Origin of the sequence: Amycolatopsis sp. CA-126428, assembly GCF_002904335.1 — a bacterium.
GTDB lineage: Bacteria > Actinomycetota > Actinomycetes > Mycobacteriales > Pseudonocardiaceae > Amycolatopsis.
The window spans coordinates 187,001-206,783 of the sequence record NZ_PPHF01000074.1; the positions used below are offsets into that span (position 1 = coordinate 187,001).

19 protein-coding genes are annotated in these 19,783 nt (G+C 73.2%); 12 read left to right on the plus strand and 7 right to left on the minus strand.

Going from position 1 to position 19,783, the window contains the following annotated elements; all coding sequences use genetic code 11:
• Positions 1-77: 77 nt before the first annotated feature.
• On the minus strand, positions 78-1,043 hold the full coding sequence (locus tag C2L58_RS19285; protein ID WP_199191334.1) for a UDP-glucuronic acid decarboxylase family protein: 966 nt from the start codon (positions 1,041-1,043) through the stop codon (positions 78-80).
• A gap of 73 nt (positions 1,044-1,116) precedes the next feature.
• Here C2L58_RS19285 and C2L58_RS19290 point away from each other — a divergent pair, with 73 nt between their 5' ends.
• Genes C2L58_RS19290 through C2L58_RS19300 form a run of 3 tightly spaced genes read left to right on the plus strand, consistent with a single transcriptional unit; the run spans position 1,117 to position 3,706 of the window.
• The gene (locus C2L58_RS19290; RefSeq protein WP_103338974.1) at positions 1,117-1,974 is read left to right on the plus strand and encodes a polysaccharide pyruvyl transferase family protein; all 858 of its coding nucleotides are present in this window, start codon (positions 1,117-1,119) and stop codon (positions 1,972-1,974) included.
• Positions 1,971-2,837, plus strand: a complete 867-nt coding sequence (locus C2L58_RS19295; protein WP_103338975.1) for a glycosyltransferase family 2 protein — start codon at positions 1,971-1,973, stop codon at positions 2,835-2,837. Before C2L58_RS19290 ends, C2L58_RS19295 begins: the two co-directional genes overlap by 4 nt.
• The gene (locus C2L58_RS19300) at positions 2,816-3,706 is read left to right on the plus strand and encodes a glycosyltransferase family 2 protein (RefSeq protein ID WP_103338976.1); all 891 of its coding nucleotides are present in this window, start codon (positions 2,816-2,818) and stop codon (positions 3,704-3,706) included. Before C2L58_RS19295 ends, C2L58_RS19300 begins: the two co-directional genes overlap by 22 nt.
• 55 nt (positions 3,707-3,761) lie before the next feature.
• Here C2L58_RS19300 and C2L58_RS19305 read toward each other — a convergent pair whose 3' ends face one another.
• Both C2L58_RS19305 and C2L58_RS19310 read right to left on the minus strand, forming a co-directional pair.
• On the minus strand, positions 3,762-4,970 hold the full coding sequence (locus C2L58_RS19305) for a glycosyltransferase family 4 protein (RefSeq protein WP_103338977.1): 1,209 nt from the start codon (positions 4,968-4,970) through the stop codon (positions 3,762-3,764).
• Positions 4,971-4,993: 23 nt separating this feature from the next.
• Positions 4,994-5,935: a glycosyltransferase gene (locus tag C2L58_RS19310; protein WP_103338978.1), complete on the minus strand. Its 942-nt coding sequence runs from the start codon at positions 5,933-5,935 to the stop codon at positions 4,994-4,996.
• A gap of 93 nt (positions 5,936-6,028) precedes the next feature.
• Here C2L58_RS19310 and C2L58_RS19315 point away from each other — a divergent pair, with 93 nt between their 5' ends.
• From C2L58_RS19315 to C2L58_RS19340, 6 genes are all read left to right on the plus strand, one after another.
• Complete coding sequence (locus tag C2L58_RS19315; RefSeq protein WP_103338979.1) at positions 6,029-6,643, plus strand: DUF47 domain-containing protein; 615 nt, start codon at positions 6,029-6,031, stop codon at positions 6,641-6,643.
• Positions 6,644-7,639 carry an inorganic phosphate transporter gene (locus tag C2L58_RS19320; protein WP_103338980.1) on the plus strand — a complete coding sequence of 332 codons (996 nt, stop codon included), beginning with the start codon at positions 6,644-6,646 and terminating at the stop codon, positions 7,637-7,639.
• 64 nt (positions 7,640-7,703) lie between these two features.
• The gene (locus C2L58_RS19325) at positions 7,704-8,894 is read left to right on the plus strand and encodes a zinc-dependent alcohol dehydrogenase (protein WP_103338981.1); all 1,191 of its coding nucleotides are present in this window, start codon (positions 7,704-7,706) and stop codon (positions 8,892-8,894) included.
• Between the two features lie 18 nt (positions 8,895-8,912).
• Entirely contained in the window at positions 8,913-10,937 is a 2,025-nt protein-coding gene (locus C2L58_RS19330; RefSeq protein WP_103338982.1) for a CocE/NonD family hydrolase, read from the plus strand.
• A 34-nt stretch (positions 10,938-10,971) separates the two neighbouring features.
• Complete coding sequence (locus tag C2L58_RS19335; RefSeq protein WP_103339420.1) at positions 10,972-12,045, plus strand: NAD-dependent epimerase/dehydratase family protein; 1,074 nt, start codon at positions 10,972-10,974, stop codon at positions 12,043-12,045.
• Positions 12,046-12,062: 17 nt separating this feature from the next.
• Positions 12,063-13,655, plus strand: coding sequence for a phytoene desaturase family protein (locus C2L58_RS19340; RefSeq protein ID WP_103338983.1), 1,593 nt, complete (start codon positions 12,063-12,065; stop codon positions 13,653-13,655).
• Positions 13,656-13,836: 181 nt separating this feature from the next.
• On the opposite strand, the gene C2L58_RS19345 is transcribed toward C2L58_RS19340, so the two are convergent.
• Positions 13,837-14,304 (minus strand): SRPBCC family protein, encoded by a 468-nt coding sequence (locus tag C2L58_RS19345; RefSeq protein WP_103338984.1) that lies wholly within the window; start codon positions 14,302-14,304, stop codon positions 13,837-13,839.
• Positions 14,305-14,387: 83 nt separating this feature from the next.
• Here C2L58_RS19345 and C2L58_RS19350 point away from each other — a divergent pair, with 83 nt between their 5' ends.
• Together C2L58_RS19350 and C2L58_RS19355 are read left to right on the plus strand one after the other, a co-directional pair.
• On the plus strand, positions 14,388-15,371 hold the full coding sequence (locus C2L58_RS19350; RefSeq protein WP_103338985.1) for a YihY/virulence factor BrkB family protein: 984 nt from the start codon (positions 14,388-14,390) through the stop codon (positions 15,369-15,371).
• Between the two features lie 4 nt (positions 15,372-15,375).
• The gene (locus C2L58_RS19355; protein ID WP_103338986.1) at positions 15,376-15,756 is read left to right on the plus strand and encodes a VOC family protein; all 381 of its coding nucleotides are present in this window, start codon (positions 15,376-15,378) and stop codon (positions 15,754-15,756) included.
• A gap of 387 nt (positions 15,757-16,143) precedes the next feature.
• Here the strand turns inward: C2L58_RS19355 and C2L58_RS19360 are convergent, their stop codons facing one another.
• Both C2L58_RS19360 and C2L58_RS19365 read right to left on the minus strand, forming a co-directional pair.
• Entirely contained in the window at positions 16,144-16,473 is a 330-nt protein-coding gene (locus C2L58_RS19360) for a hypothetical protein (protein ID WP_103338987.1), read from the minus strand.
• An 81-nt stretch (positions 16,474-16,554) separates the two neighbouring features.
• On the minus strand, positions 16,555-17,568 hold the full coding sequence (locus C2L58_RS19365; protein ID WP_103338988.1) for a DNA topoisomerase IB: 1,014 nt from the start codon (positions 17,566-17,568) through the stop codon (positions 16,555-16,557).
• A gap of 91 nt (positions 17,569-17,659) precedes the next feature.
• Between C2L58_RS19365 and C2L58_RS19370 the strand changes: the two genes are divergently transcribed.
• Complete coding sequence (locus tag C2L58_RS19370; RefSeq protein ID WP_103338989.1) at positions 17,660-18,187, plus strand: DUF1360 domain-containing protein; 528 nt, start codon at positions 17,660-17,662, stop codon at positions 18,185-18,187.
• Positions 18,188-18,243: 56 nt separating this feature from the next.
• Here C2L58_RS19370 and C2L58_RS19375 read toward each other — a convergent pair whose 3' ends face one another.
• Positions 18,244-19,761, minus strand: a complete 1,518-nt coding sequence (locus tag C2L58_RS19375; RefSeq protein WP_103338990.1) for an FAD-dependent oxidoreductase — start codon at positions 19,759-19,761, stop codon at positions 18,244-18,246.
• Positions 19,762-19,783 lie beyond the last annotated feature (22 nt).

Consider the following 19,783-nt stretch of genomic DNA (forward strand, 5'->3'; position numbering starts at 1 on the left):
GGCCCGCTCTCGCCTATAGCGCTACCCGGCGAAGTCGTTGATAAACGATGGCGCGCATAAGCCCTGGGCGTCGCTACTCAGCGCGACGGCGCCCGGGGGAACCACGCCGCAGTGCGACGGAGGCCGTCGTCGGAGTCGATCTTCGGTTCCCAGCCGAGGACGTCCCGCGCGAGGGCGATGTCGGGGCACCGCCGCTGCGGGTCGTCGACCACGGCGTCGACGTATTCGATCGGGGAGCCGGACCCGGTGATGTCCTTGATGCGCTCCGCCACCTGGCGGACGGTCAGTTCGCCCGGGTTGCCGATGTTGACCGGCCCCGGGTGGTCCGCCCGCGCGAGGGCCAGCAGGCCGCGCACGGTGTCCTCGACGTAGCAGATGGACCGGGTCTGCTCGCCGGTGCCGGTGACCGTGATGGGGTCGTTCTTGAGCGCCTGGTCGAGGAACGCCGGGATCATCCGGCCGTCGTGGGCGCGCATGCCGGGGCCGTAGGTGTTGAAGATCCGCGCGATCGCGGTGTCGGCGCCGAATTCGCGGCGGTAGGCCGACGTCAGCGCTTCGGCGTAGCGCTTCGCTTCGTCGTAGACGCTGCGCGGGCCGATCGGGTTGACGTTGCCCCAATACCCCTCGCGCTGCGGGTGTTCCAGGGGATCGCCGTAGACCTCGCTGGTGGAGGCGAGCACGAACCGGGCGCCGTCGCGGCGGGCCAGCTCGAGCGCGTTCTCGGTGCCGCGCGAGCCCGCGCGCAGGGTTTCCAGCGGCAGGGCCAGGTAGTCGCGGGGCGAGGCGGCCGAAGCCAGGTGGAAGACGACGTCGGCTTCGCAGCTCAGCGGCATCGGCTGCGTGACGTCGTGCCGCACGAACCGGAACCCCTCGTGGCGGCGCAGGTGGTCCAAGCTGTCCGCCGAAGACGTCGCGAGGTTGTCCACGGCGACGACTTCGATGTCCTCTTCGAGCAGTAACTCGCACAGGTGCGCGCCGACGAAGCCGGCACCCCCGGTCACCACCGCACGCCCGAACCGCCTGGTCACTCCCGGATCCGTCATGCCGTGGCGGCTACCCGGCCGCGGCGGCCGCAAAACCGTGTAAGGCGGTGGAGAGCGGGTAAGCGCCCGGACCATGCGAGTTCTGCTCACCGGCTGGGCCAGTTTTCTGCACGGAGAAGCCACCGCGGGCGACGTCCTCAGCCTGCGCGCGGCCGGGAACGCGCTGGCGGAGGCGGGGATCGACCACCGGGTCGCGTGGAGCCCGGGCTTCCGGCCCGGCGCCCTGCACCTGCCCGACGCGCCACCCGGCGACTACACCCACGTCGTCTTCGCCTGCGGACCGGTGCACGGGCCGCAGGTGCGTTCGCTGCACGAGCGCTACGCCTCCTGCCGCCGGATCGCGGTCGGCGTGTCCGTGCCCGACGCCGAAGACCCGGCGGTCACCGGGTTCCACCGGGTCATCCCGCGCGACGACGGCGTCACCGCCGAGCTCGACCTGGCGCTGGGCGCGCCGGTGTCGCCCACGCCGGTGCTCGGCGTGATCCTGGCGCCGCACCAGCCGGAATACGGCGGCGCGGGGCGCCACGGCGACGTCCACGAGGCACTGACCGGCTGGCTCGCCGGCCTGGACTGCGCCCGCGTGCCGCTGGACACCCGGCTCGCGCACGCGGACTGGGAGCGGTGCGCGACCCCGGACCAGTTCGCCGCGCTGGTGTCCAAAATGGACGCCGTGGTGACGACCCGGCTGCACGGGCTGGTCTTCGGGCTCAAGGCCGGGGTGCCGGTGCTCGCCGTCGACCCGGTGGCCGGCGGCGGGAAGGTGACCGCGCAGGGCCGGGCGCTGGACTGGCCGGTGGTGGCGGCCGAGGACGCCGGCGACACGGCGTTGCTCGACGCCCGCCTGGAGTGGTGCCTGCCGGCTTCGGTGCGGCCGCCCGCGCACCCGGCCTCCTTGACCGCGCTGGTGGACGAGCTGGTGGGCTCGCGATGAGCGCGCGCACGACCGTCGTCATCGCCACCCGCAACCGCGCCACCGAGCTGGCCCGCACGCTCGGCTGGTTGTCCTCTTTGGACCCCCGGCCGCCCGTCGTGGTGCTGGACAACGCTTCCGGGGACGACACGGCCGAGGTCGCCGGGCGGCACGCGAACGTCCGCGTGATCCGGCTGCCGCAGAACCTCGGCGCCGCCGCGCGCACCCTCGGCGTCATCGCGGCCGACACACCGTACGTCGCCTTCAGCGACGACGACTCGTGGTGGGCGCCGGACGCCCTGGCCGAGGCCGAGCGGATCTTCGACGAGCACCCGCGGACCGGCCTGCTCGCCGCGCGCACCCTCGTCGGCCCGGAATGCCGGGACGACCCGGTGACGCCCGAAATGGAGCGCAGCCCGCTGGGCCACCCGGCCGGCGCGCCCGGGCCGCTCGTGCTCGGCTTCCTCGCCTGCTCCGCGATCGTGCGCCGCACGGCGTACCTGCAGGTGGGCGGGTTCAGTCCGCTGCTGCACTTCGGGGCCGAGGAGCAGCTGCTCGCCTACGACCTGGCCGCGCGCGACTGGGAGGTCTGCTACGTCGGGCGCCTGCGCGCCCACCACCACCCGTCCCGGTCGCGGCCGCCGTCGTCGTGGCGCCGCCGGGCCGAACTGCGCAACCGGCTGCTCATCGCCCTGCTGCGCCGCCCACCGCGGGTCTGCCGCCGCGAGGTGGCGCGGACGCTGGTGCGGGCCCCCGGCGCCATCCTCGGTGCGGTGCCGCGGCTGCCGCGCGCGCTGAGTTCGCGGCGCGTGCTGCCCGCCCACGTCGAACACCAGGCCCGGACTCTGGAAAGGACCGCCGAATGGCGCGAATCTCGGTCGTGATCATCACCTGCAACCGCCGCGAGCAGTTGCGCGAGACGCTGGCGCACATGACGGCCCTGCCGGACGCGGCGCCGGTCTTCGTCGCCGACAACGGATCCGCGGACGGCACGGCCGGCATGGTCGCCCGCGAATTCCCGGGTGTCCGCCTGTTCCGCCTGGCGGAGAACCTCGGCGCGGTGGCGCGCAACATCGCCGTCGAGGAGGTGACGACGCCGTACGTGGCCTTCTGCGACGACGACACGACGTGGCAGCCCGGCGCCCTGACCCGGGCCGCCGACCTGCTGGACGCGTATCCCGGTCTCGGCTCGGTGACCGGGCGCTGCCTGGTCGAGCCCGGCCTGGCCGAGGACCCGATCACCCCGGAGCTGCGCGAGTCGCCGGTGCCGGGGCCGGACTGGCTGCCGGGCCCGGCCCTGCTCGGCATCATGGCGGGCCTGACGGCGGTGCGCGTCAGCGCGTTCCGCGAGGTCGGCGGCTTCTCGACGCGGATGTGGCTCGGCGGCGAAGAGGAGCTGTTCGCCCTGGACCTGGCCGCGCGGGGGTGGTGGATGTGCTGGGCCGAGGACGTCGTGATCCACCACGCGCCCTCGAAGCTGCGCGACCCGCGCCACCGCCGCCGCCTCGGCATCCGCAACACGCTGTGGACGCTCCTGCTGCGCCGCCCCTGGCCCGCGGTCTTCCGCCGCGGCCGTGACGTGCTGCGGTCGGCGCCGGCGGACTTGGCCACGGCGGCGGCGCTGCTGGACGTGGCCCGCGGCCTCCCGTCGGTCCTGCGGGACCGCCGGGTGGTCCCGCCGCACGTCGAACACGGCCTGCGCCTGCTGGAAGCACCCCAACGCGAGTCAAAGGCCCGCCGCTACGTGGGCTGAGATGGTCGTGAGTGGTAAGGCGGGTTAGAACCCGCCTTACCACTCACGACGGGGGTCAGCGGGCCTCGGCCGTCATCGCCGCCTCCGGGACCAGCTTGTGGTACGCGCGCAGCGTGTCCGCGGCGACGCGGTCCCACGAGTAGCGGGCGACCGCGCGGTCGTGGCCCGCGGTGCCGTAGGCGTGGCAGAGCGCCGGGTCGTCGATCAGCCGGCGGACGCGGGAGGCGAGCTCCTTCGGCTGGTGCGGGCGGACCAGCAGCCCGGTGACGCCGTCGACGACGGTGTCGGTGAGGCCGCCCACCGCGGCCGCGACCACCGGGACCCCGCAGGCCATCGCCTCCAGGGGCACGATCCCGAACGGCTCGTACCACGGCGCGCACACGACGGCGTCGGCCGAGCGCAGCAGCGCCGGCATGTCGTCGCGCGACACCTGGCCGGGCCAGCGGACGCGGTCGCCGACGCCGAGCCGGTCGGCCAGCTGCCGCAGCCGGGCCGCTTCGGGGTCCTGGGACAGCCGGCCCCGCTCCGGGCCGCCCGCGATGACGAGCTCGGTGTCCGGCAGCTGGGCGAGCGCGGTGATCGCGATGTCGAACCCCTTGCGCGGGACCAGCCGGCCGACGGTGACCAGCCGGTGCGGCAGCCGGCGGCGGGCCACCGGCCCGTCGGGGGAGAACCGGCCGAGGTCGACGCCGCAGGGCACGATCGAGATCCGCGACCGCGGGACGCCGAGGCGGGACAGCTCGAAGACCTCGTCGGAGCAGGTGGCGATCACGCGCCCGGCCTGGCGGCCGATGATCCGCTCCAGCCGGATGCGGTCGGCGGGGCTGGTGTCCTGGTCGCCCTGGTAGCGCTTCTTGACCACGCCCAGGGCGTGGAAGGTCTGGGCGACCGGCGTCCCGGTCGCGCCCGCCGCGAGCGACGTCGCGAGGCCGGACATCCAGAAGTGCGCGTGCGCCAGGTCCGGCCGATCGAGGGCCCACCGGTCCCGCAGGAAGCTGCCGAACTCGCCCATGTACGGCAGCAGGCGGTCCTTCGGCTCCTTGCGGGGCGGCCCGGCCGGCACGTGCACGACGCGGTACCCCTGCGGCGTCCGGACCTCGGCCGGCTCGTCGCGGCTCTCCCGTCTCGTGTAGACGGTGACGTCGTGCCCGGCGCGCGCCAGCGCGGCCGACAGCTCGGCGACGTGCACGTTCTGGCCACCGGCGTCGGCTTCGCCCAGCGCGGCGAGGGGATTGGCGTGCTCGGACACCATGGCGATCTTCATCGGTGAGGCGTTCCCTTCACGGTTCAACGGGCCGTCTCGGCGAGGAGCCGGTCCCAAGTGGTCAGGAAGGCGTCCAGCCCGTAGTGCTTGCACGCGTGTTCGCGGGCGTTCTTGCCGGCGAGCGCGGCGAAGTCGGGTTCGTGCAGCAGCTCGCGGAAACCGCGGGCCAGCACGGAGACGTCCGTGGAGAGCACCCCCGCGTCGTCCGGTACCGCCTCGACCGCCTCGGTGGCGGCGAAGACGACGACCGGCATCGCCAGGTACATCGCCTCCAAAAGCGACAGTCCGAGCGACGTCCACCGGGCGGTGTGCAGGTAGACGCGGCGGCGGGCGATTTCGTCGTGCAGCTTCGGTGCCGGGACGTCGCCCAGCCCGCGCAGCGGCGCGCCGAGCTCCTCGGTCCCCATGCCGAACACGTCGACGGGGGCGGTCTCGGCGAGCGTGCCGAGCAGGTCGGCACCGGTGACGCGCCGGCGCCGCACCGGCTCGTTGATCATCGACACGCCGGTGGCGAGCTCGCCGGTGTAGTGCGGTCCCGGATCGGGGATGCCGTGCGGCACCACGGTCACCGGGGCGCGGCCGCAGTCCCACATGGCCGCGTTGAAGTGGGTCACGTGCGCGACGGTGATGTCGGACCGGCCGGCGAGCGGGTGTTCGCTGGACGCGGCGTACGGCCGGGGCGCGTTGTGTTCCACGTAGACGGCCGGAACGCCCAGGTGGGCGGCGAGGTCCAGCTCCTCCGGGCGTTGCAGGACGACGACGTCGGGCTCGGCCTCGGCCAGCCGGTCGAGCGGCACCTCGGTGACCGACGGCCAGTGCCGTCCCGCCTTGCCGAGACCCCAGGGCGCACCGTCGGGTGACACCGGGACGAGGTAGTCGTGGCGGCCGCGGACGAAAGCGTCGGTCCATGAGCCGTGCACGTGCCAGAGCAGTACTCTCAGGCGCCGGGATCCGGGATCGGTCATGACTCCTGGTTTCCCGGAGATCGGCTGTTAAACGTACGGCCGGACGGGGTACTCGGCCGCGGACGGGCGTGCGCGACGAAGGGACTTCCATCCATGCGCTTCACCCCACGGGGCACCCGCTTTTTCGACCTGCTCGCCGACGCGGCGAAGAACCTCGTCACCGCGACGGCGTTGCTCGGGGACCTCGTCGCCGCCGATCCCGCCGGGCGGGAAGCGATCGCGAAGCGCCTGCACGAGGTCGAGCACCAGGGCGACGAGCTGACGCACACGATCATGGTGGAGCTCAACAGTTCGTTCGTGACGCCGTTCGACCGCGAGGACATCCAGGCCCTCGCCGCCAAGATCGACGACGTCCTGGACTTCACGGACACCGCGGCGGACCTGGCGGTGCTCTACCGCATCGGCGCGTTCCCGCCGGGGACCGACGTCCTGGTCCGGGTGCTCTGCCGGGCCGCCGAGCTGACGGCTTCGTCGATGCCCGGCCTGGCCAAGGTGGGTGAGCTCGAGCCGTTCTGGATCGAGATCAACGAGCTCGAGAACGAGGCCGACCGCGTCTACCGGCGGATCCTGGCCCACCTGTTCGAGCCGGGCGGGGACGCCCTCGAGGTGCTGAAGACCAAGGAGGTCGTCGAGCAGTTCGAGCTGGCCGCCGACGCGTTCGAGCACCTCGCCGACGTGGTGCAGACCATCGCGGTCAAGGAGTCCTGAGTGACGGGGACCGCCGCCCTGGTCACCGTGATCGTGCTGACGCTCGTCTTCGACTACACCAACGGGTTCCACGACGCGGCCAACGCCATCGCCAGCGCGGTGTCGACGCGGGCGCTGACCCTGCGGGCCGCCCTCGTGCTGGCCGCGGTGATGAACCTGGCGGGCGCGCTGCTGTCGACCGGCATCGCCGCGACGGTGGCCAAGGGGATCATCGACGTCCCGGTGGGGCCGGACGCCCTCACCGTGGTCTTCGCGGCGCTGGCCGGCGCCATCACCTGGAACCTCGTCACCTGGTACTTCGGGCTTCCGTCGTCGTCCTCGCACTCGCTGATCGGCGGCATGGTCGGCGCGGCGCTGGCCGCCGCGAGCACCGTGCACTGGGCCGGGATCGCCGAGAAGGTGCTGATCCCGATGGTGGCGTCGCCGCTGCTCGGCCTGGCGCTGGGCTACTTCGCCATGGTCGCCGCGCTGTGGCTGCTGCGCCGAGAGAACCCGCACCGCAGCGGCCGGGTGTTCCGCCGGTTCCAGCTCGTCTCCGCCTCGGCGCTCGCGCTCGGCCACGGCCTGCAGGACGCCCAGAAGGGCATGGGCGTGATCGTGCTGGCGCTGGTCGCGGCCGGCCAGCAGTCGACGTTCGCGGTCCCGTTGTGGGTGACCCTGGCGTGCGCCGCGGCCTTGTCACTGGGCACCTATTCGGGTGGCCTGCGGATCATGCGGACGCTGGGCAGGCGGGTCTTCCCGCTCGACCCGCCGCACGGGTTCGTCGCGGAATCGGTGGCGTCGTCGGTGTTGTACGTGACGGCGTTCGCGGTGAAGGCGCCGATCTCGACGACGCACGTCATCACGGCGGCGATCATGGGTGTCGGCGCGACGCGGCGGCTGTCGGCGGTGCGGTGGGGGATCGCGCGCGACATCGTGCTCGGCTGGGTGCTGACCTTCCCGGCCGCCGCGGCGGTGGCCGCGGCCGTTTACCTGGTGGCCGACCTGATCACCTGAGTTTGTCGGCCGCCACCCGCGGGAAGCCGGGACTTGACCACCCGCCCCGCGGAAAGGGAGAGCCATGAAGGCAGTGACCTGGCACGGCAAACGCGACGTCCGCGTCGAAGAGGTGCCGGACCCGAAGATCGAGGAGGCCACGGACGCGGTCGTGCGGATCACCTCGACCGGGATCTGCGGCTCCGACCTGCACCTGTACGAGGTGCTGGGGGCGTTCATGACCGAGGGCGACATCCTCGGCCACGAGCCGATGGGCGTGGTCGAAGAGGTCGGGCCGGAGGTGACGAACCTCAAGCCCGGCGACCGCGTGGTGGTCCCGTTCAACATCTCCTGCGGCCACTGCTGGATGTGCGAGCGCGGCCTGCAGTCGCAGTGCGAAACGACCCAGGTCAGGGAGCACGGCAAGGGTGCCTCGCTGCTCGGCTACACCAAGCTCTACGGCCAGGTCCCCGGCGGCCAGGCCGAGTACCTGCGGGTGCCGCAGGCCCACTACGGGCCGATCAAGGTGCCGGACGGCCCGCCGGACGAGCGGTTCGTCTACCTCTCCGACGTCGTTCCGACCGCTTGGCAGGCCGTCGAGTACGCGAACATCCCCGACGGCGGCACCGTCGTCGTCTTCGGCCTCGGCCCGATCGGGCAGATGTCCTGCCGGATCGCGCGGCACCGCGGCGCCGGCCAGGTGATCGGGGTCGACCTGGTGCCCGAGCGCCTCGCGCGGGTCCGTGAACACGGCGCCACCGCGCTCGACACGCGTGACCACAAGGAAATCGGCGACTCCATCCGGCAGCTGACCAACGGGCGCGGCGCGGACTCGGTGATCGACGCCGTCGGCATGGAGGCGCACGGCGCCCCGGTCGGCAAGCTGGCGCACACCCTCGTCGGGCTGCTGCCGCAGCCGCTGGGCGAGAAGATCACCGAGAAGGCCGGGATCGACCGGCTCAGCGTGCTCTACGCCGCCATCGACAGCGTCCGCCGCGGCGGCACGATCTCGCTGTCCGGCGTCTACGGCGGGATGGTCGACCCGCTGCCGATGATGGAGCTGTTCGACAAGCAGATCCAGTTGCGGATGGGCCAGGCCAACGTCCGGCACTGGCTGGACGACATCATGCCGGTGCTGACCGGCGACGGCGACCCGCTCGGCGTCGAAGGCTTCGCCACGCACAAGCTGCCCCTGGACGAAGCGCCCCGCGCGTACGAGATCTTCCAGAAGAAGCTCGACGGCGCCCAGAAGATCCTGCTGCAGCCCGCCAAGTAACCCGGGAGGAAGTTGCTCTTGCGAGCCGTCACCTCGCTGCCGTACGAAATCACCGAGGAAGACCACGTCCGGATCCCGATGTCCGACGGGACCGTCCTGTCCGCCCGTATCTGGCGGCCGGTCTCGTCGGACATCGAGCCGGTGCCGGCGATCCTCGAATACATCCCCTACCGCAAGCGGGACCTCACCGCGCCCCGCGACTCGATCCACCACCCCTACCTGGCCGGGCACGGGTACGCCTGCGTGCGCGTGGACATCCGCGGCACCGGCGAGTCCGAGGGTGTCCTGGCCGACGAGTACCTCGAACGTGAGCAGCTCGACGCCGAAGAGGTCCTCGAATGGATCGCCGGTCAGCCGTGGTGCACCGGCGACACCGGGATGATGGGGATTTCCTGGGGCGCGTTCGCCGCGCTCCAGGTCGCGGCCCGGAAACCGCCGAGCCTGCGGGCGATCGTGATTTCGTCGTTCACCGACGACCGCTTCGCCGACGACATGCACTACATGGGCGGCTGCCTGCTGTCGGACAACGTGGCCGAATCCGGCACGATGTTCGCCTACGCCACGCTGCCGCCCGACCCGGCGGTCGTCGGCGAGCGGTGGCGGGAGATGTGGCGGGAGCGGCTGGACAACTGCAGCCTGTGGATCGAAAACTGGCTCGGCCACCAGCGCCGTGACGACTACTGGCGGCACGCGTCGGTGTCGGAGAACTACAGCGACGTCCAGGTGCCGGTGCTGGCCTCGAGCGGCTGGGCCGACGGCTACTCCAACGCGGTGATCCGGCTGCTGGCCCACCTCGACGTGCCGCGGCGCGGCCTGATCGGCCCGTGGTCGCACAAGTACCCGCACCTGGGCGAGCCGGGCCCGGCCATCGGCTACCTCCAGGAGGTCGTCGGCTGGTGGGACCACTGGCTGCGCGGGGCCGAGAACGGCGCGATGGACGGGCCGATGCTGCGGACCTGGATGCAGGAGAGCGTGCCGCCGTCGACGTCGTACGAAGACCGCCCCGGCCGCTGGGTCGGGGAGGCCACCTGGCCGTCACCGCACGTCAAGCCGCAGGAGCTGCCGCTGGCCCCGCACCGCCTCGCGCGGCCGGGGGAGACGGTGCCCGACGAGGCGCTGACCGTGTCGTCGCCGCTGTCGGTCGGGCAGTTCTCCGGGAAGTGGGCGTCCTACAGCGCGCCGCCGGACCTGCCCTACGACCAGCGCGAAGAGGACGGCGGGTCGCTGGTCTTCGACACCGACGTGCTCACCGAGCGCTGTGAGATCCTCGGCTCGCCGAAGGTGCGGCTGGAGGTCTCGGCCGATCGGCCGGTCGCGATGGTGGCGGCGCGGCTGTCCGACGTCGCACCGGACGGGCGGGCCACCCGGGTCACCTACGGGCTGCTCAACCTGACCCACCGCGACGGCCACGACGAGCCGGCGCCGATGGAGCCGGGGGAGCGCTGTCCGGTCGAGATCGAGCTGAACGCCGTGGCGCAGGCTTTCCCGGCGGGGCACCGGATCCGGCTCTCGCTGTCGACGTCGTACTGGCCGCTGGCCTGGCCGCCGCCGACGCCGGTGCTGCTGAGTGTCCACACCGGACACAGCGCGCTCGAGCTGCCGGTGCGCCCGGTCGCCGAACCGGACGAGCTGCCGGCCCGGCCGTTCGGCGAACCCGAGGGCGCGCCGCCGATGTCCGTGACGGCGGTGACGCCGGGGGAGCAGCGCTGGACCGTCTCGCGGGACCTCGTCGGCTACCAGTCGGCGCTGGACATCGTGAAGGACGCGGGGACCGTCCGGTACGACGACCTCGACCTGGAGGTCACGCGGGACGTCCGCGAGCGGTACAGCTGGGTCGCCGACGACTTCTGCTCCCCGGTGGCGGAAACCACGTGGGACGTCACCTTCGCGCGCGGCGACTGGGTGGCGCGCAGCGAGACCCGCACGCGCGTGTCGTGCACCGATACCGAGTTCGTCGTCGATGCGCAGCTCGACGGCTATGACGGGGCCCGGCGGATCGTGTCGCGGAACTGGCACCGGCGGATTCCCCGGGACCTCGTCTGAGTTTCACCAACGCGTGACGGGGTACGCACCGGGTGTGCGCATCGTGATCACCGGGGCGACCGGGAACGTCGGAACGGCACTGCTGGACGCGCTCGAGCCCGGCCACGACGTGGTCGGGCTCGCGCGGCGGCTGCCGGACACGACGGCCGAGCCGTACCGCCGGGCGGCCTGGCGGGCCGTCGACATCGGCCTCCCCGGCGCGGAGGAGGAGCTGGCGGAGGTGTTCACGGGCGCGGACGCCGTCGTCCACCTGGCGTGGGCGATCTCGCCGGTGCGCGGCGACCCGCCGATGGCCCGCACCAACGACCACGGCACCCGGCACGTGCTCGCCGCGGCGGCGGGCGCCGGGGTCCCGCACCTGGTGGTGGCTTCATCCGTGGCTGCCTACGGGCCGGCGCCCCGCTGGGAGAAGGTGGCCGAGGACTGGCCGTGCGACGGCATCACGGGCAGCGCCTACAGCCGGGGCAAGGCCGCGCTGGAAACCCTGCTGGACCGGTTCGAAAAGGAGTATCCGCAGGTCGGGGTGGCCCGGATCCGGCCGTGCGCGATCCTGCACCGCAGCGCGGCCGGGGAGTTCGCGCGCTGGCTGCTCGGCCCGGCGGTGCCCGCCCACCTCGTCGGCGGACGGCGGCTGCCGGTTCCGCTGTGGACGGACCTGCGCGCGCAGGTGGTGCACACCACCGACGTCGCCGAAGCCATCCGGCTGATCCTCGGCAAGGGCTTCACCGGCGCGGTCAACCTGGCCGCGCCGGAGGTGCTCGACGCGGACGCGCTGGCCGGTGTCCTGGGTGGCACCCGCCTCCCGGTGCCGAAGCCGGTGGTGCAGCTCGCGACCCGGGCGGCCTGGCTGGGCGGGGTGCTGCCGGTGCACCCGGGCTGGCTCGAGCTGGCCGATCGCGCCGCGCTCGGGGACACCACCCTGGCGGAGACCGCGTTGGGCTGGCAACCTCGGTATGACGCCGCGGCCGCGCTCGCCGACCTGGTCGCCGGGCTCCGGTCGGGCGCGGGGGCGGCGAGCCCGCCCCTGGCTCCGCCGCGCCGCGACGGGGTCCTGGCCCGGCTCCGCTCGCTCACCCGGGTCGGGCCGAGCCACCAGTCGCAAGCCTGACCAGCCGGGAGGCCGGAGTGAGTACGGAAGCCGTCGACGCGGTGGTGATCGGCGCCGGGCACAACGGCCTGGTGGCGGCGAACCTGCTGGCCGACGCGGGCTGGTCGGTGCTGGTCCTGGAGGCGACCGAGCACGTCGGTGGCGCCGTCCGGACCGCCGAAGTCACCGAGCCGGGCTTCCGCAACGACCTGTTCAGCGCGTTCTACCCGCTTTCGGCGGTGTCGCCGGTGATCCGGGGCCTGCGGCTGGACGAGCACGGCCTGCGCTGGCGGCACGCGCCCGACGTGCTCGCGCACGTCCTGCCGGACGACCGGTGCGCGGTGCTTTCGCGGGACATCGACCGCACGGCGGCGTCGGCCGACGAGTTCGCCCCGGGCGACGGCGACGCGTGGCGGCGGTTGTTCGAGCAGTGGCGCGAGATTCGTGAGCCGCTGCTGAACGCGTTGTTCACGCCGTTCCCGCCGGTCCGCCCGGCCCTGAAGCTGTTGCGCCGCACCGGAACCGGCGACGCACTGCGGCTGGCACGCATGCTGACGCTGCCCGCGCGCCGCTTCGGCGACGAGCTGTTCGACGGCGAAGGCGCGAAGCTGCTGCTGGCCGGGAACTCCGCGCACAGCGACCTTTCGGTCGACAACGCCGGCAGCGCGGTGTTCGGCTGGCTGCTCGCGATGGTCGGTCAGGACGAGGGCTTCCCCGTGCCCGAAGGGGGCGCGGGCGAGCTGGCCGCGGCACTGGTCCGCCGGCTCGAGTCGCGGGGCGGGCGAATCCACTGTGGACGTCCGGTGCGTTCGGTGCTCGTCGGGGACGGGCGGGCGCTCGGGGTCCGGGACGCCGCGGGTGATCCGGTCCGGGCGCGCAAGGCCGTGCTCGCCGACGTGCCCGCGCCGGTGCTGTACCGCGAGCTGGTGGGGGAGGAGTGGCTGCCGTCCCGGCTGGTCGAGGACCTCGGCAAGTTCGAATGGGACAGCGCGACGGTGAAGGTGGACTGGGCCCTGTCCGGCCCGATCCCGTGGACGGCCGAAGGAGCCCGCGGCGCGGGCACGATCCACCTCGGAACGGACCTCGACGGGCTGTCGGCGTTCGGGGGCGAGCTCGCCCGCGGCCGGACCCCCCGCCGCCCGTTCCTGCTGCTCGGCCAGATGACCACGACCGACCCGACCCGCTCACCGGCGGGCACGGAGGCGGCGTGGGCGTACACGCACGTCCCGCGCGGCACGGTGGAGAACCGGGCGGCGCTGGATCGGCGGGTCAAGCGGATCGAGGAGCTGGTGGAGGCGAACGCGCCGGGGTTCACGGAGCTGATCAAGGCCCGCTACCCGCAGGGACCGGCGGAGCTGGCGGGCCACAACCCGGGCCTGGTCGGCGGCGCGATCAACGGGGGAACGACGGCGATCCACCAGCAGCTGTTCTTCCGCCCGGTGCCGGGCACGGGCCGCGCGGACACGCCGGTGGACAGGCTGTTCTTGGCGGGAGCCTCGGCCCACCCGGGCGGAGCGGTCCACGGCGGCCCGGGAGCGAACGCGGCCCGGGCGGCGATGGCCCGGGCGGGGATGCTGGGCGGCGGATACGCGGCGGTGATCCGGGCGGCCCACCGGGCGATCTACGGCTGAGGCCGCTTGGGCGCCCCCCGGATCCAGCGTATCGGCGCACACCGACGAAAACGGCGTGGCCGCCGATCCGCGCTTGAGGCCGTGGAGGGCGTGAGCGCTGGGTGGCCGGGCGGCCGACTGCGCGCTCCGAACCGAGCGCGGCCGAAGCCCGCGCGGCGGTGGGTCCGGCTACCCCCGCGGCCTACGGGCTCGGGTGGCCGTGCCGGGCGCGGGCGTACTTGCCCGTCGCCAAGTCCGCCAGCCGGGCCAGGGACTCCGTGTTGCGCGGCTTCGCGATCAGCGCCTGGACCGCCGCCGGGAGTATCTTGCCGGGGCCGCGGGTGATGTGCTCGGTCATCCGGACCAGCGTCTGCCCGTCGCCGTGGGGGACCAGCGTCAGGCCCACCGCGGCCTCTCCCAGCGGCCAGCCGTGCGCCTCCAGTGACAGCGACAAGCCCGGCTCGACCGCCCGGACCACCGTCACGTCCTGGATGTGCACCGGCCACGGGCCCACGCTGTGGTGGATCCGGGAGCCGACCGCGGGCCAGTCCTCGTCGACGTCGCGGATGTGGGAACTGCCGACCACCCAGCCGGCGTAGAGCCAGCCGTCGGCGAGCACCGCGAACACGGCGTCGGGCGGTACGTCGATCACGCGGCTGACCTCGGGCACGGCTTCCTCCTGGTTCGAGTGACGAAACAGGCATACCCACTCCCGGGACGGGGTATGCCCGCCGGACCGAGCAGGAGGTGGCGATGGTGGCCAGACACGGAAAAGAACCCGGCGGACCCGGCGAACTCTCGAAGCGGTCGTGGGGTGCGGCGCTCAAACGGACGTTCAAGCAGTTCAACCGGGACAACCTCACCGACTGGGCGGCGGCGCTCACCTACTACGGCGTGCTGTCGCTGTTCCCGGGCATCATCGTGCTCACCGCGATCCTCGGCCTGCTCGGCCCGGACAAGATCCAGACGGTGATCGACAACGTCAACCAGCTCGTCCCGGGCCAGGGCAAGGACATCCTCGTCGGCGCGATCAAGGAGCTGACGGGCTCGCGCAGCCTGGCCGGCCCGCTGGCGATCCTGGGCCTGCTGGGTGCGCTGTGGTCGGCGTCGGGCTACATCGGCGCCTTCATGCGGGCGTCGAACGCGATCTACGGCATGCCCGAGGGCCGGCCTATCTACAAGGTCATCCCGCTGCGGGTGGCGCTGACGATCGCCATCGTGGTGCTGCTGGCGCTGTGCGCGCTGGGCGTGGTCGCGACGGGTTCGGTGGCCCGCCGGATCGGCGACCTGATCGGGCTGGGGTCGACCGGGGTCCTGGTGTGGGAGATCGCGAAGTGGCCGGTGATCGCGCTGCTGGTGAGCGTGGCGTTCGCGCTGCTGTACTGGGTGGGGCCGAACGTGCGGCAGCCGGGGTTCAAGTGGCTGACGCCGGGCGGGCTGCTGGCCGTGGTGCTGTGGGTGCTGGCGTCGGCCGGTTTCGCGCTGTACGTCGCGAATTTCGGTTCCTACAACAAGACCTACGGTTCGCTGGCCGGGGTGATCGCGTTCCTTGTATGGTTGTGGATCTCCAACCTCGCGATCCTGCTGGGGGCCGAGCTGGACGCGGAGCTGGCCCGCGGCCGCACGATCGAGGCGGGGCGCGTGGAGGACCAGGAGGAGCCGTTCCTGCCGCCGCGGGACACGAAGGCGATGGACGAAGACGAAGCCGCGGCGGTGGCGGAGTCCGAACGGAAGTGAGCGGATGGCCTGCCGGATCACCGAACTGGTGCTGGACTGCCACGACCCCGACCGCCTGGCGGAGTTCTGGTGCGCGGTCCTCGGCTACGAGGTGATCGGCCACGAGCCGGACGGCCTGGCCCTGGGCCCGGCCGGCGCCCGGTTCGGCGAAGGGCCGGTGACGCTGATCCTGGCCCGGACGGACAACCCTCGCCGCGGCAAGCTCCCGTTGCACCTCGACGTGAGCCCGGCGGGGGTAAACCAGGAGACGGAGCTGGCGCGCTTGACGGCGCTGGGTGCTCGGGCGGCGGACGTGGGCCAGACCGGGCAGGAGTCGTGGGTGGTGCTGCAGGACCCGGAGGGCAACGAGTTCTGCCTGCTGCGCACGGACGTGGGCGCGGCCTGAATTTAGGCGCGACCTGAGTTCTGCCGCGGCCTGATCTCCGCTGCGGCTGCTGCGCCCGGCGAGCGCCCCCATGTGGTGTTGGTTGCGCTGGGCGCGGCGAGGGCCGCGTTGGGCGCGCTGGGCGCGGCGACAGCCATACCGGGCGCGGTGGTCGCACCGAGGCCACCTTGCGCGCGTGGGCCAGGGAAGGCCGCGTTGCGCGCAGCGAAGGCCGCGTTGGGTGCGCTGGGCGTAGCGAGGGCCGCGTTGGCATACCCAAGGGCGGCTTTGGGTGCGTTGGGCGCAGCGTAGGCCGCTTTGGATGCGTTGGCGTATCAACGCCACCTTGGGCGCGCCCAACGCACCGAAGGCCACCTTGCGGCGTGTCTCAGCCGACCGGACCGGACCTCACCGATCCTCGGCCGCGCAGCGGCGCCACTGGACCTGGTCTCCGGCTCGGTCGGCGTGCCAGACCGGCGTCGCCTCCGGTTCCCAGGTCGGGAGCAGCTGGTCCGGGTCGATCCGGCCCCGGGCCACCCGGCCGAACAACTCCACCCCGTCGCGCCGCCGGGCCGCCGGGATCCACGCCGGGAAGCGGGTCCGGGGCAGTTTCCGCTCGATCCACTCCCGCGCCGACCCCTCACTTCCGTGGTCGGACTCGACGATGCTCGAGACCGGCCCGCCGTCGCCCACGGTGAGGCTGATCGACGCGCGCCAGCGGACTGCGGAGGAAGTCATCCCCTCAAGGTTCCCCGACGACCACGGCCGCGGGCCAGTACACGTTCGGATGGATCCCACCGTACCTCCCACTGCACACCGTCACGACGCGTTCAATAGCCGCGCGCACGCCTTCTCCAGCACCGCCCGTGCCTCGTCCCCGTCGAGCTTCGCCGCGCGCTTGAGCGCCGGGGCGATCGTCCGTTCGGCGCGGTACGCCTCCACCAGCCGGGGGTCCACATAGGACGCCCGGCAGACCGCGGGGGTGTTCCCGAGCGCCGTCGAGACCTCCTTCATCACCTTCGCCTCCGCGCGCTTGCGGGCCGTTTCGGACGTCGGCGGGTCCACCGTCGCGAACGCCGTTGCCGCCAGCACCGTCGCGTTCCACGTCCGCATGTCCTTCGCCGTGCAGTCCTCGCCCGCCAGCTCCTTGAACCGCTCGTTGATGTCCGCGGCGTGCACCTCGTGCCACGTGCCGCCCTCGCGGTAGACCAGCAGCCGGTCGCTGCCCGAGCGGCTGCGCAGCAGCGACTTCAGCACCGCCGCCAGCTCGGCGTCGCAGATGGCCACCTCGCGGTCCAGACCGCCCTTGGCGACGTAGCAGAACCGGCACTCGTCGCCTCGGACAGCGGCGTGCGAACGCAGCAGCGTCGCGACGCCGTGGGTGCCGTTCTCCTCCGCGTACTCCTCGCCGCCGGTGCGGAAGATGCCCCGGTCGAGCATCCGCAGCGCCGCCGCCAGGACCCGCTTGCGCGTCAGGCCGGGCTCGGCGAGGTCCTCCGCCACCGAAGCACGCCACTGCGGCAGCCGACGGGCCATCTGCAGCACGCGGTCGTGCTTTTCCTCGTCCCGGTCGCGCCGCCACTGCTCGTGGTAGAGGTACTGGCGCCGCCCGGCGTCGTCGGTGCCGACCGCCTGGACGTGCCCGTTCGGGTACGGGCAGATCCAGACGTTCCGCCAGGCCGGCGGGATGACGAGGTCCTTGATCCGGGCCAGGAGCTCGTTGTCGGTCACCGGAGAGCCGTCGGGCATGGCGTAGGAGAACCCGCGGCCGCGGCGGATGCGCTTGATGCCCGGGCCGCGCAGGTCACTGCGCCGGAGTCTGGTTCGTCCCACCGCCGCGAAATACCCGCCCGGCGTACCGGGAAACCATGATTGCCGCCCGCGGCGGCGGGTAGCCCGCCCAGGAGCACCGGAAGGAGCACCGATGACCAGCGTGGTCGAAGAGGTCACCGAGAAGGCGAAGCAGATTCAACGCAGCTACGCCGGCGGGGAAGACCGGCCGCTGGCCGGGTACGCCGTCGCGATGGGCGCCTACAGCGGGCTGGTGGGCGGGCTGGCCCTGCTCGGCCGCGCCGTCGGGGCCCGGTTGCCGCAGCGGTTCGGCGTCGGCGACACGGTCCTGCTGGGCGCGGCGACGTTCAAGGCCAGCCGCCTGCTCGCCAAGGACGCCGTCACCAGCCCGCTGCGCGCGCCGTTCACCCGGTACGAAGAGCCGGCCGGCGACGACGAGCTGAACGAGTCCGTCCCCGCGAAGGGACACGTCGAGCACGCGGTCGGCGAGCTCGTGTCGTGCCCGTTCTGCCTGAACGTCTGGGTCGGCACCGGGCTGGCCGCCGGGCTGGTGATCGCGCCGCGCGCGACCCGGCTGGCGGCCACGGTGCTGACGGCCGTCGGCCTGGCCGACGCCCTCCACCTGCTGTACGACGCGGGCAAGAAACTGGCGTCCGGCTGACCAGACCCGGCGGGGGACGTTCCTCGGTGCAGAGGGGAGGAACGTCCGCCGCCGGCTCAGTCCGGGCCGCGGCGCAGCGGGCGGACCGCCGGGCCCTGCACCACTTCGCCGTCGACGCCGAACCGCGAGCCGTGGCAGGGGCAGTCCCAGGTCTTCTCCGCGTCGTTGAACGAAACCAGGCACCCCAGGTGGGTGCAGTGCGCGCCGACCGTGTGCAGCCGGCCCGCGGCGTCGCGGTGGGCCGCGACGAGCTCGCCGCCCACGCGGACGACCTCCGCCTCCCCGGGCCGGAGGTCGTCGAGCTTCTCGGACCGCCACAGCGCGGCGACGTGGTCGCCGACGAGGTACTTCGCGACGGTGAGGTTGTCCTGGGCCACCTCGAGCACGGAACGGGCGTCGAAGCGGTTGGGGTCGAACAGGGCCGCGGCCGGGTGCGGCTCGCCGAGAATCCGCGCCGCCAGCACGTGGCCCGCGGCCGTCCCGCCGGTCATGCCCCACTGGCCGAACCCGGTGGCCACCCACAGGTTCTTCGTCCCGGGCAGGTAGCGGCCGACGTAGGGCAGCAGGTCGGGCGTGGACATGTCGTGGGCGGACCAGCGGTGGGTCACCCGGTGCAGCTCGGCGTGCGCGTCGGCCCACTCCGCGAGCCGCCGGTACCGGCGTTCGACGTTGACGTGCGCGCCCACCCGGTAGTGCTCGCCGCCGGCGATCACCATTTGCGTGCCCTGTTCGGTGTACCCGCGCACGGAGTGGTGCGTGTCGGCGTCGAGGAACATGCCCGCCGGCGCGGTGCCGCCCGCCGCCGGGCCCGCGACGACGAGGTCGCGCACCGGGTCGAGCCGGGCGAAGTACAGGCCGCGGTCGAGCACCGGGTAGTGGGTCGCGACGACCACTTCGCCCGCCACGACGTCGCCCCGCGAGGTGCGCACGGTCTGCCCGTTGACCGCGGTCGCCCGGGCGTGCTCGACGATGGTGCCGCCCGCCCGCTCGATCTCGGCGGCCAGGCCGAGCAGCCACCGGCGCGGGTGGAAGTGCGCCTGCCCGGTGGTCCGCACGGCCCCGAGCGCGGGCACGTCGAGCGTGACTTCTTCGGTGAACGACGCCGGCAGGCCCGCCGCGGCGGCCGCGTCCGCTTCCCGCTTGAGGGAGTCCACGGTGCTTTCCCGCGTCGTGTAGACGTAGCTGTCGGCGCGGGTGAACCCGCAGTCGATGCCCAGTTCGGCCGCCGTGGCCGCGATCCATTCGAGCGCCGCCGCCTGGGTGCCGGCGTAGGCCTTCGCCGCGCCGGCGCCGTGGCGGGACGTCAGGTCCGCGTACTTGGCCCCGTGCTGGGCACTGACCTTCGCGGTGGTGTGGCCGGACACCCCGGCCGCGACCCGCTCGGCCTCCAGCACGACGACCGACCGCCCGGCGCGCGCGAGCAGCAGGGCGGTGGTGAGCCCGGCTATGCCCGCGCCGAGCACGGCGACGTCGGCGGATTCCGGCACCGGCACGCCGGAGCGGTCCGGGGAAGGGGCGGTTTCTACCCACAGCGAAAGCGGATCGGGCAGGACGGGTTGAGACGGCACAGCCATGCCTGCGAATGCCCGCTGACGG

Excerpts from the sequence above, each read along its gene's own strand:
- C2L58_RS19285 (WP_199191334.1), bottom strand. The coding sequence starts at position 1,043 with ATGACGGATCCGGGAGTGACCAGGCGGTTCGGGCGTGCGGTGGTGACC.
- C2L58_RS19290 (WP_103338974.1), top strand. The coding sequence starts at position 1,117 with ATGCGAGTTCTGCTCACCGGCTGGGCCAGTTTTCTGCACGGAGAAGCC.
- C2L58_RS19295 (WP_103338975.1), top strand. The coding sequence starts at position 1,971 with ATGAGCGCGCGCACGACCGTCGTCATCGCCACCCGCAACCGCGCCACC.
- C2L58_RS19300 (WP_103338976.1), top strand. The coding sequence starts at position 2,816 with ATGGCGCGAATCTCGGTCGTGATCATCACCTGCAACCGCCGCGAGCAG.
- C2L58_RS19305 (WP_103338977.1), bottom strand. The coding sequence starts at position 4,970 with ATGAAGATCGCCATGGTGTCCGAGCACGCCAATCCCCTCGCCGCGCTG.
- C2L58_RS19310 (WP_103338978.1), bottom strand. The coding sequence starts at position 5,935 with ATGACCGATCCCGGATCCCGGCGCCTGAGAGTACTGCTCTGGCACGTG.
- C2L58_RS19315 (WP_103338979.1), top strand. The coding sequence starts at position 6,029 with ATGCGCTTCACCCCACGGGGCACCCGCTTTTTCGACCTGCTCGCCGAC.
- C2L58_RS19325 (WP_103338981.1), top strand. The coding sequence starts at position 7,704 with ATGAAGGCAGTGACCTGGCACGGCAAACGCGACGTCCGCGTCGAAGAG.
- C2L58_RS19350 (WP_103338985.1), top strand. The coding sequence starts at position 14,388 with ATGGTGGCCAGACACGGAAAAGAACCCGGCGGACCCGGCGAACTCTCG.
- C2L58_RS19355 (WP_103338986.1), top strand. The coding sequence starts at position 15,376 with ATGGCCTGCCGGATCACCGAACTGGTGCTGGACTGCCACGACCCCGAC.
- C2L58_RS19360 (WP_103338987.1), bottom strand. The coding sequence starts at position 16,473 with ATGACTTCCTCCGCAGTCCGCTGGCGCGCGTCGATCAGCCTCACCGTG.
- C2L58_RS19370 (WP_103338989.1), top strand. The coding sequence starts at position 17,660 with ATGACCAGCGTGGTCGAAGAGGTCACCGAGAAGGCGAAGCAGATTCAA.
- C2L58_RS19375 (WP_103338990.1), bottom strand. The coding sequence starts at position 19,761 with ATGGCTGTGCCGTCTCAACCCGTCCTGCCCGATCCGCTTTCGCTGTGG.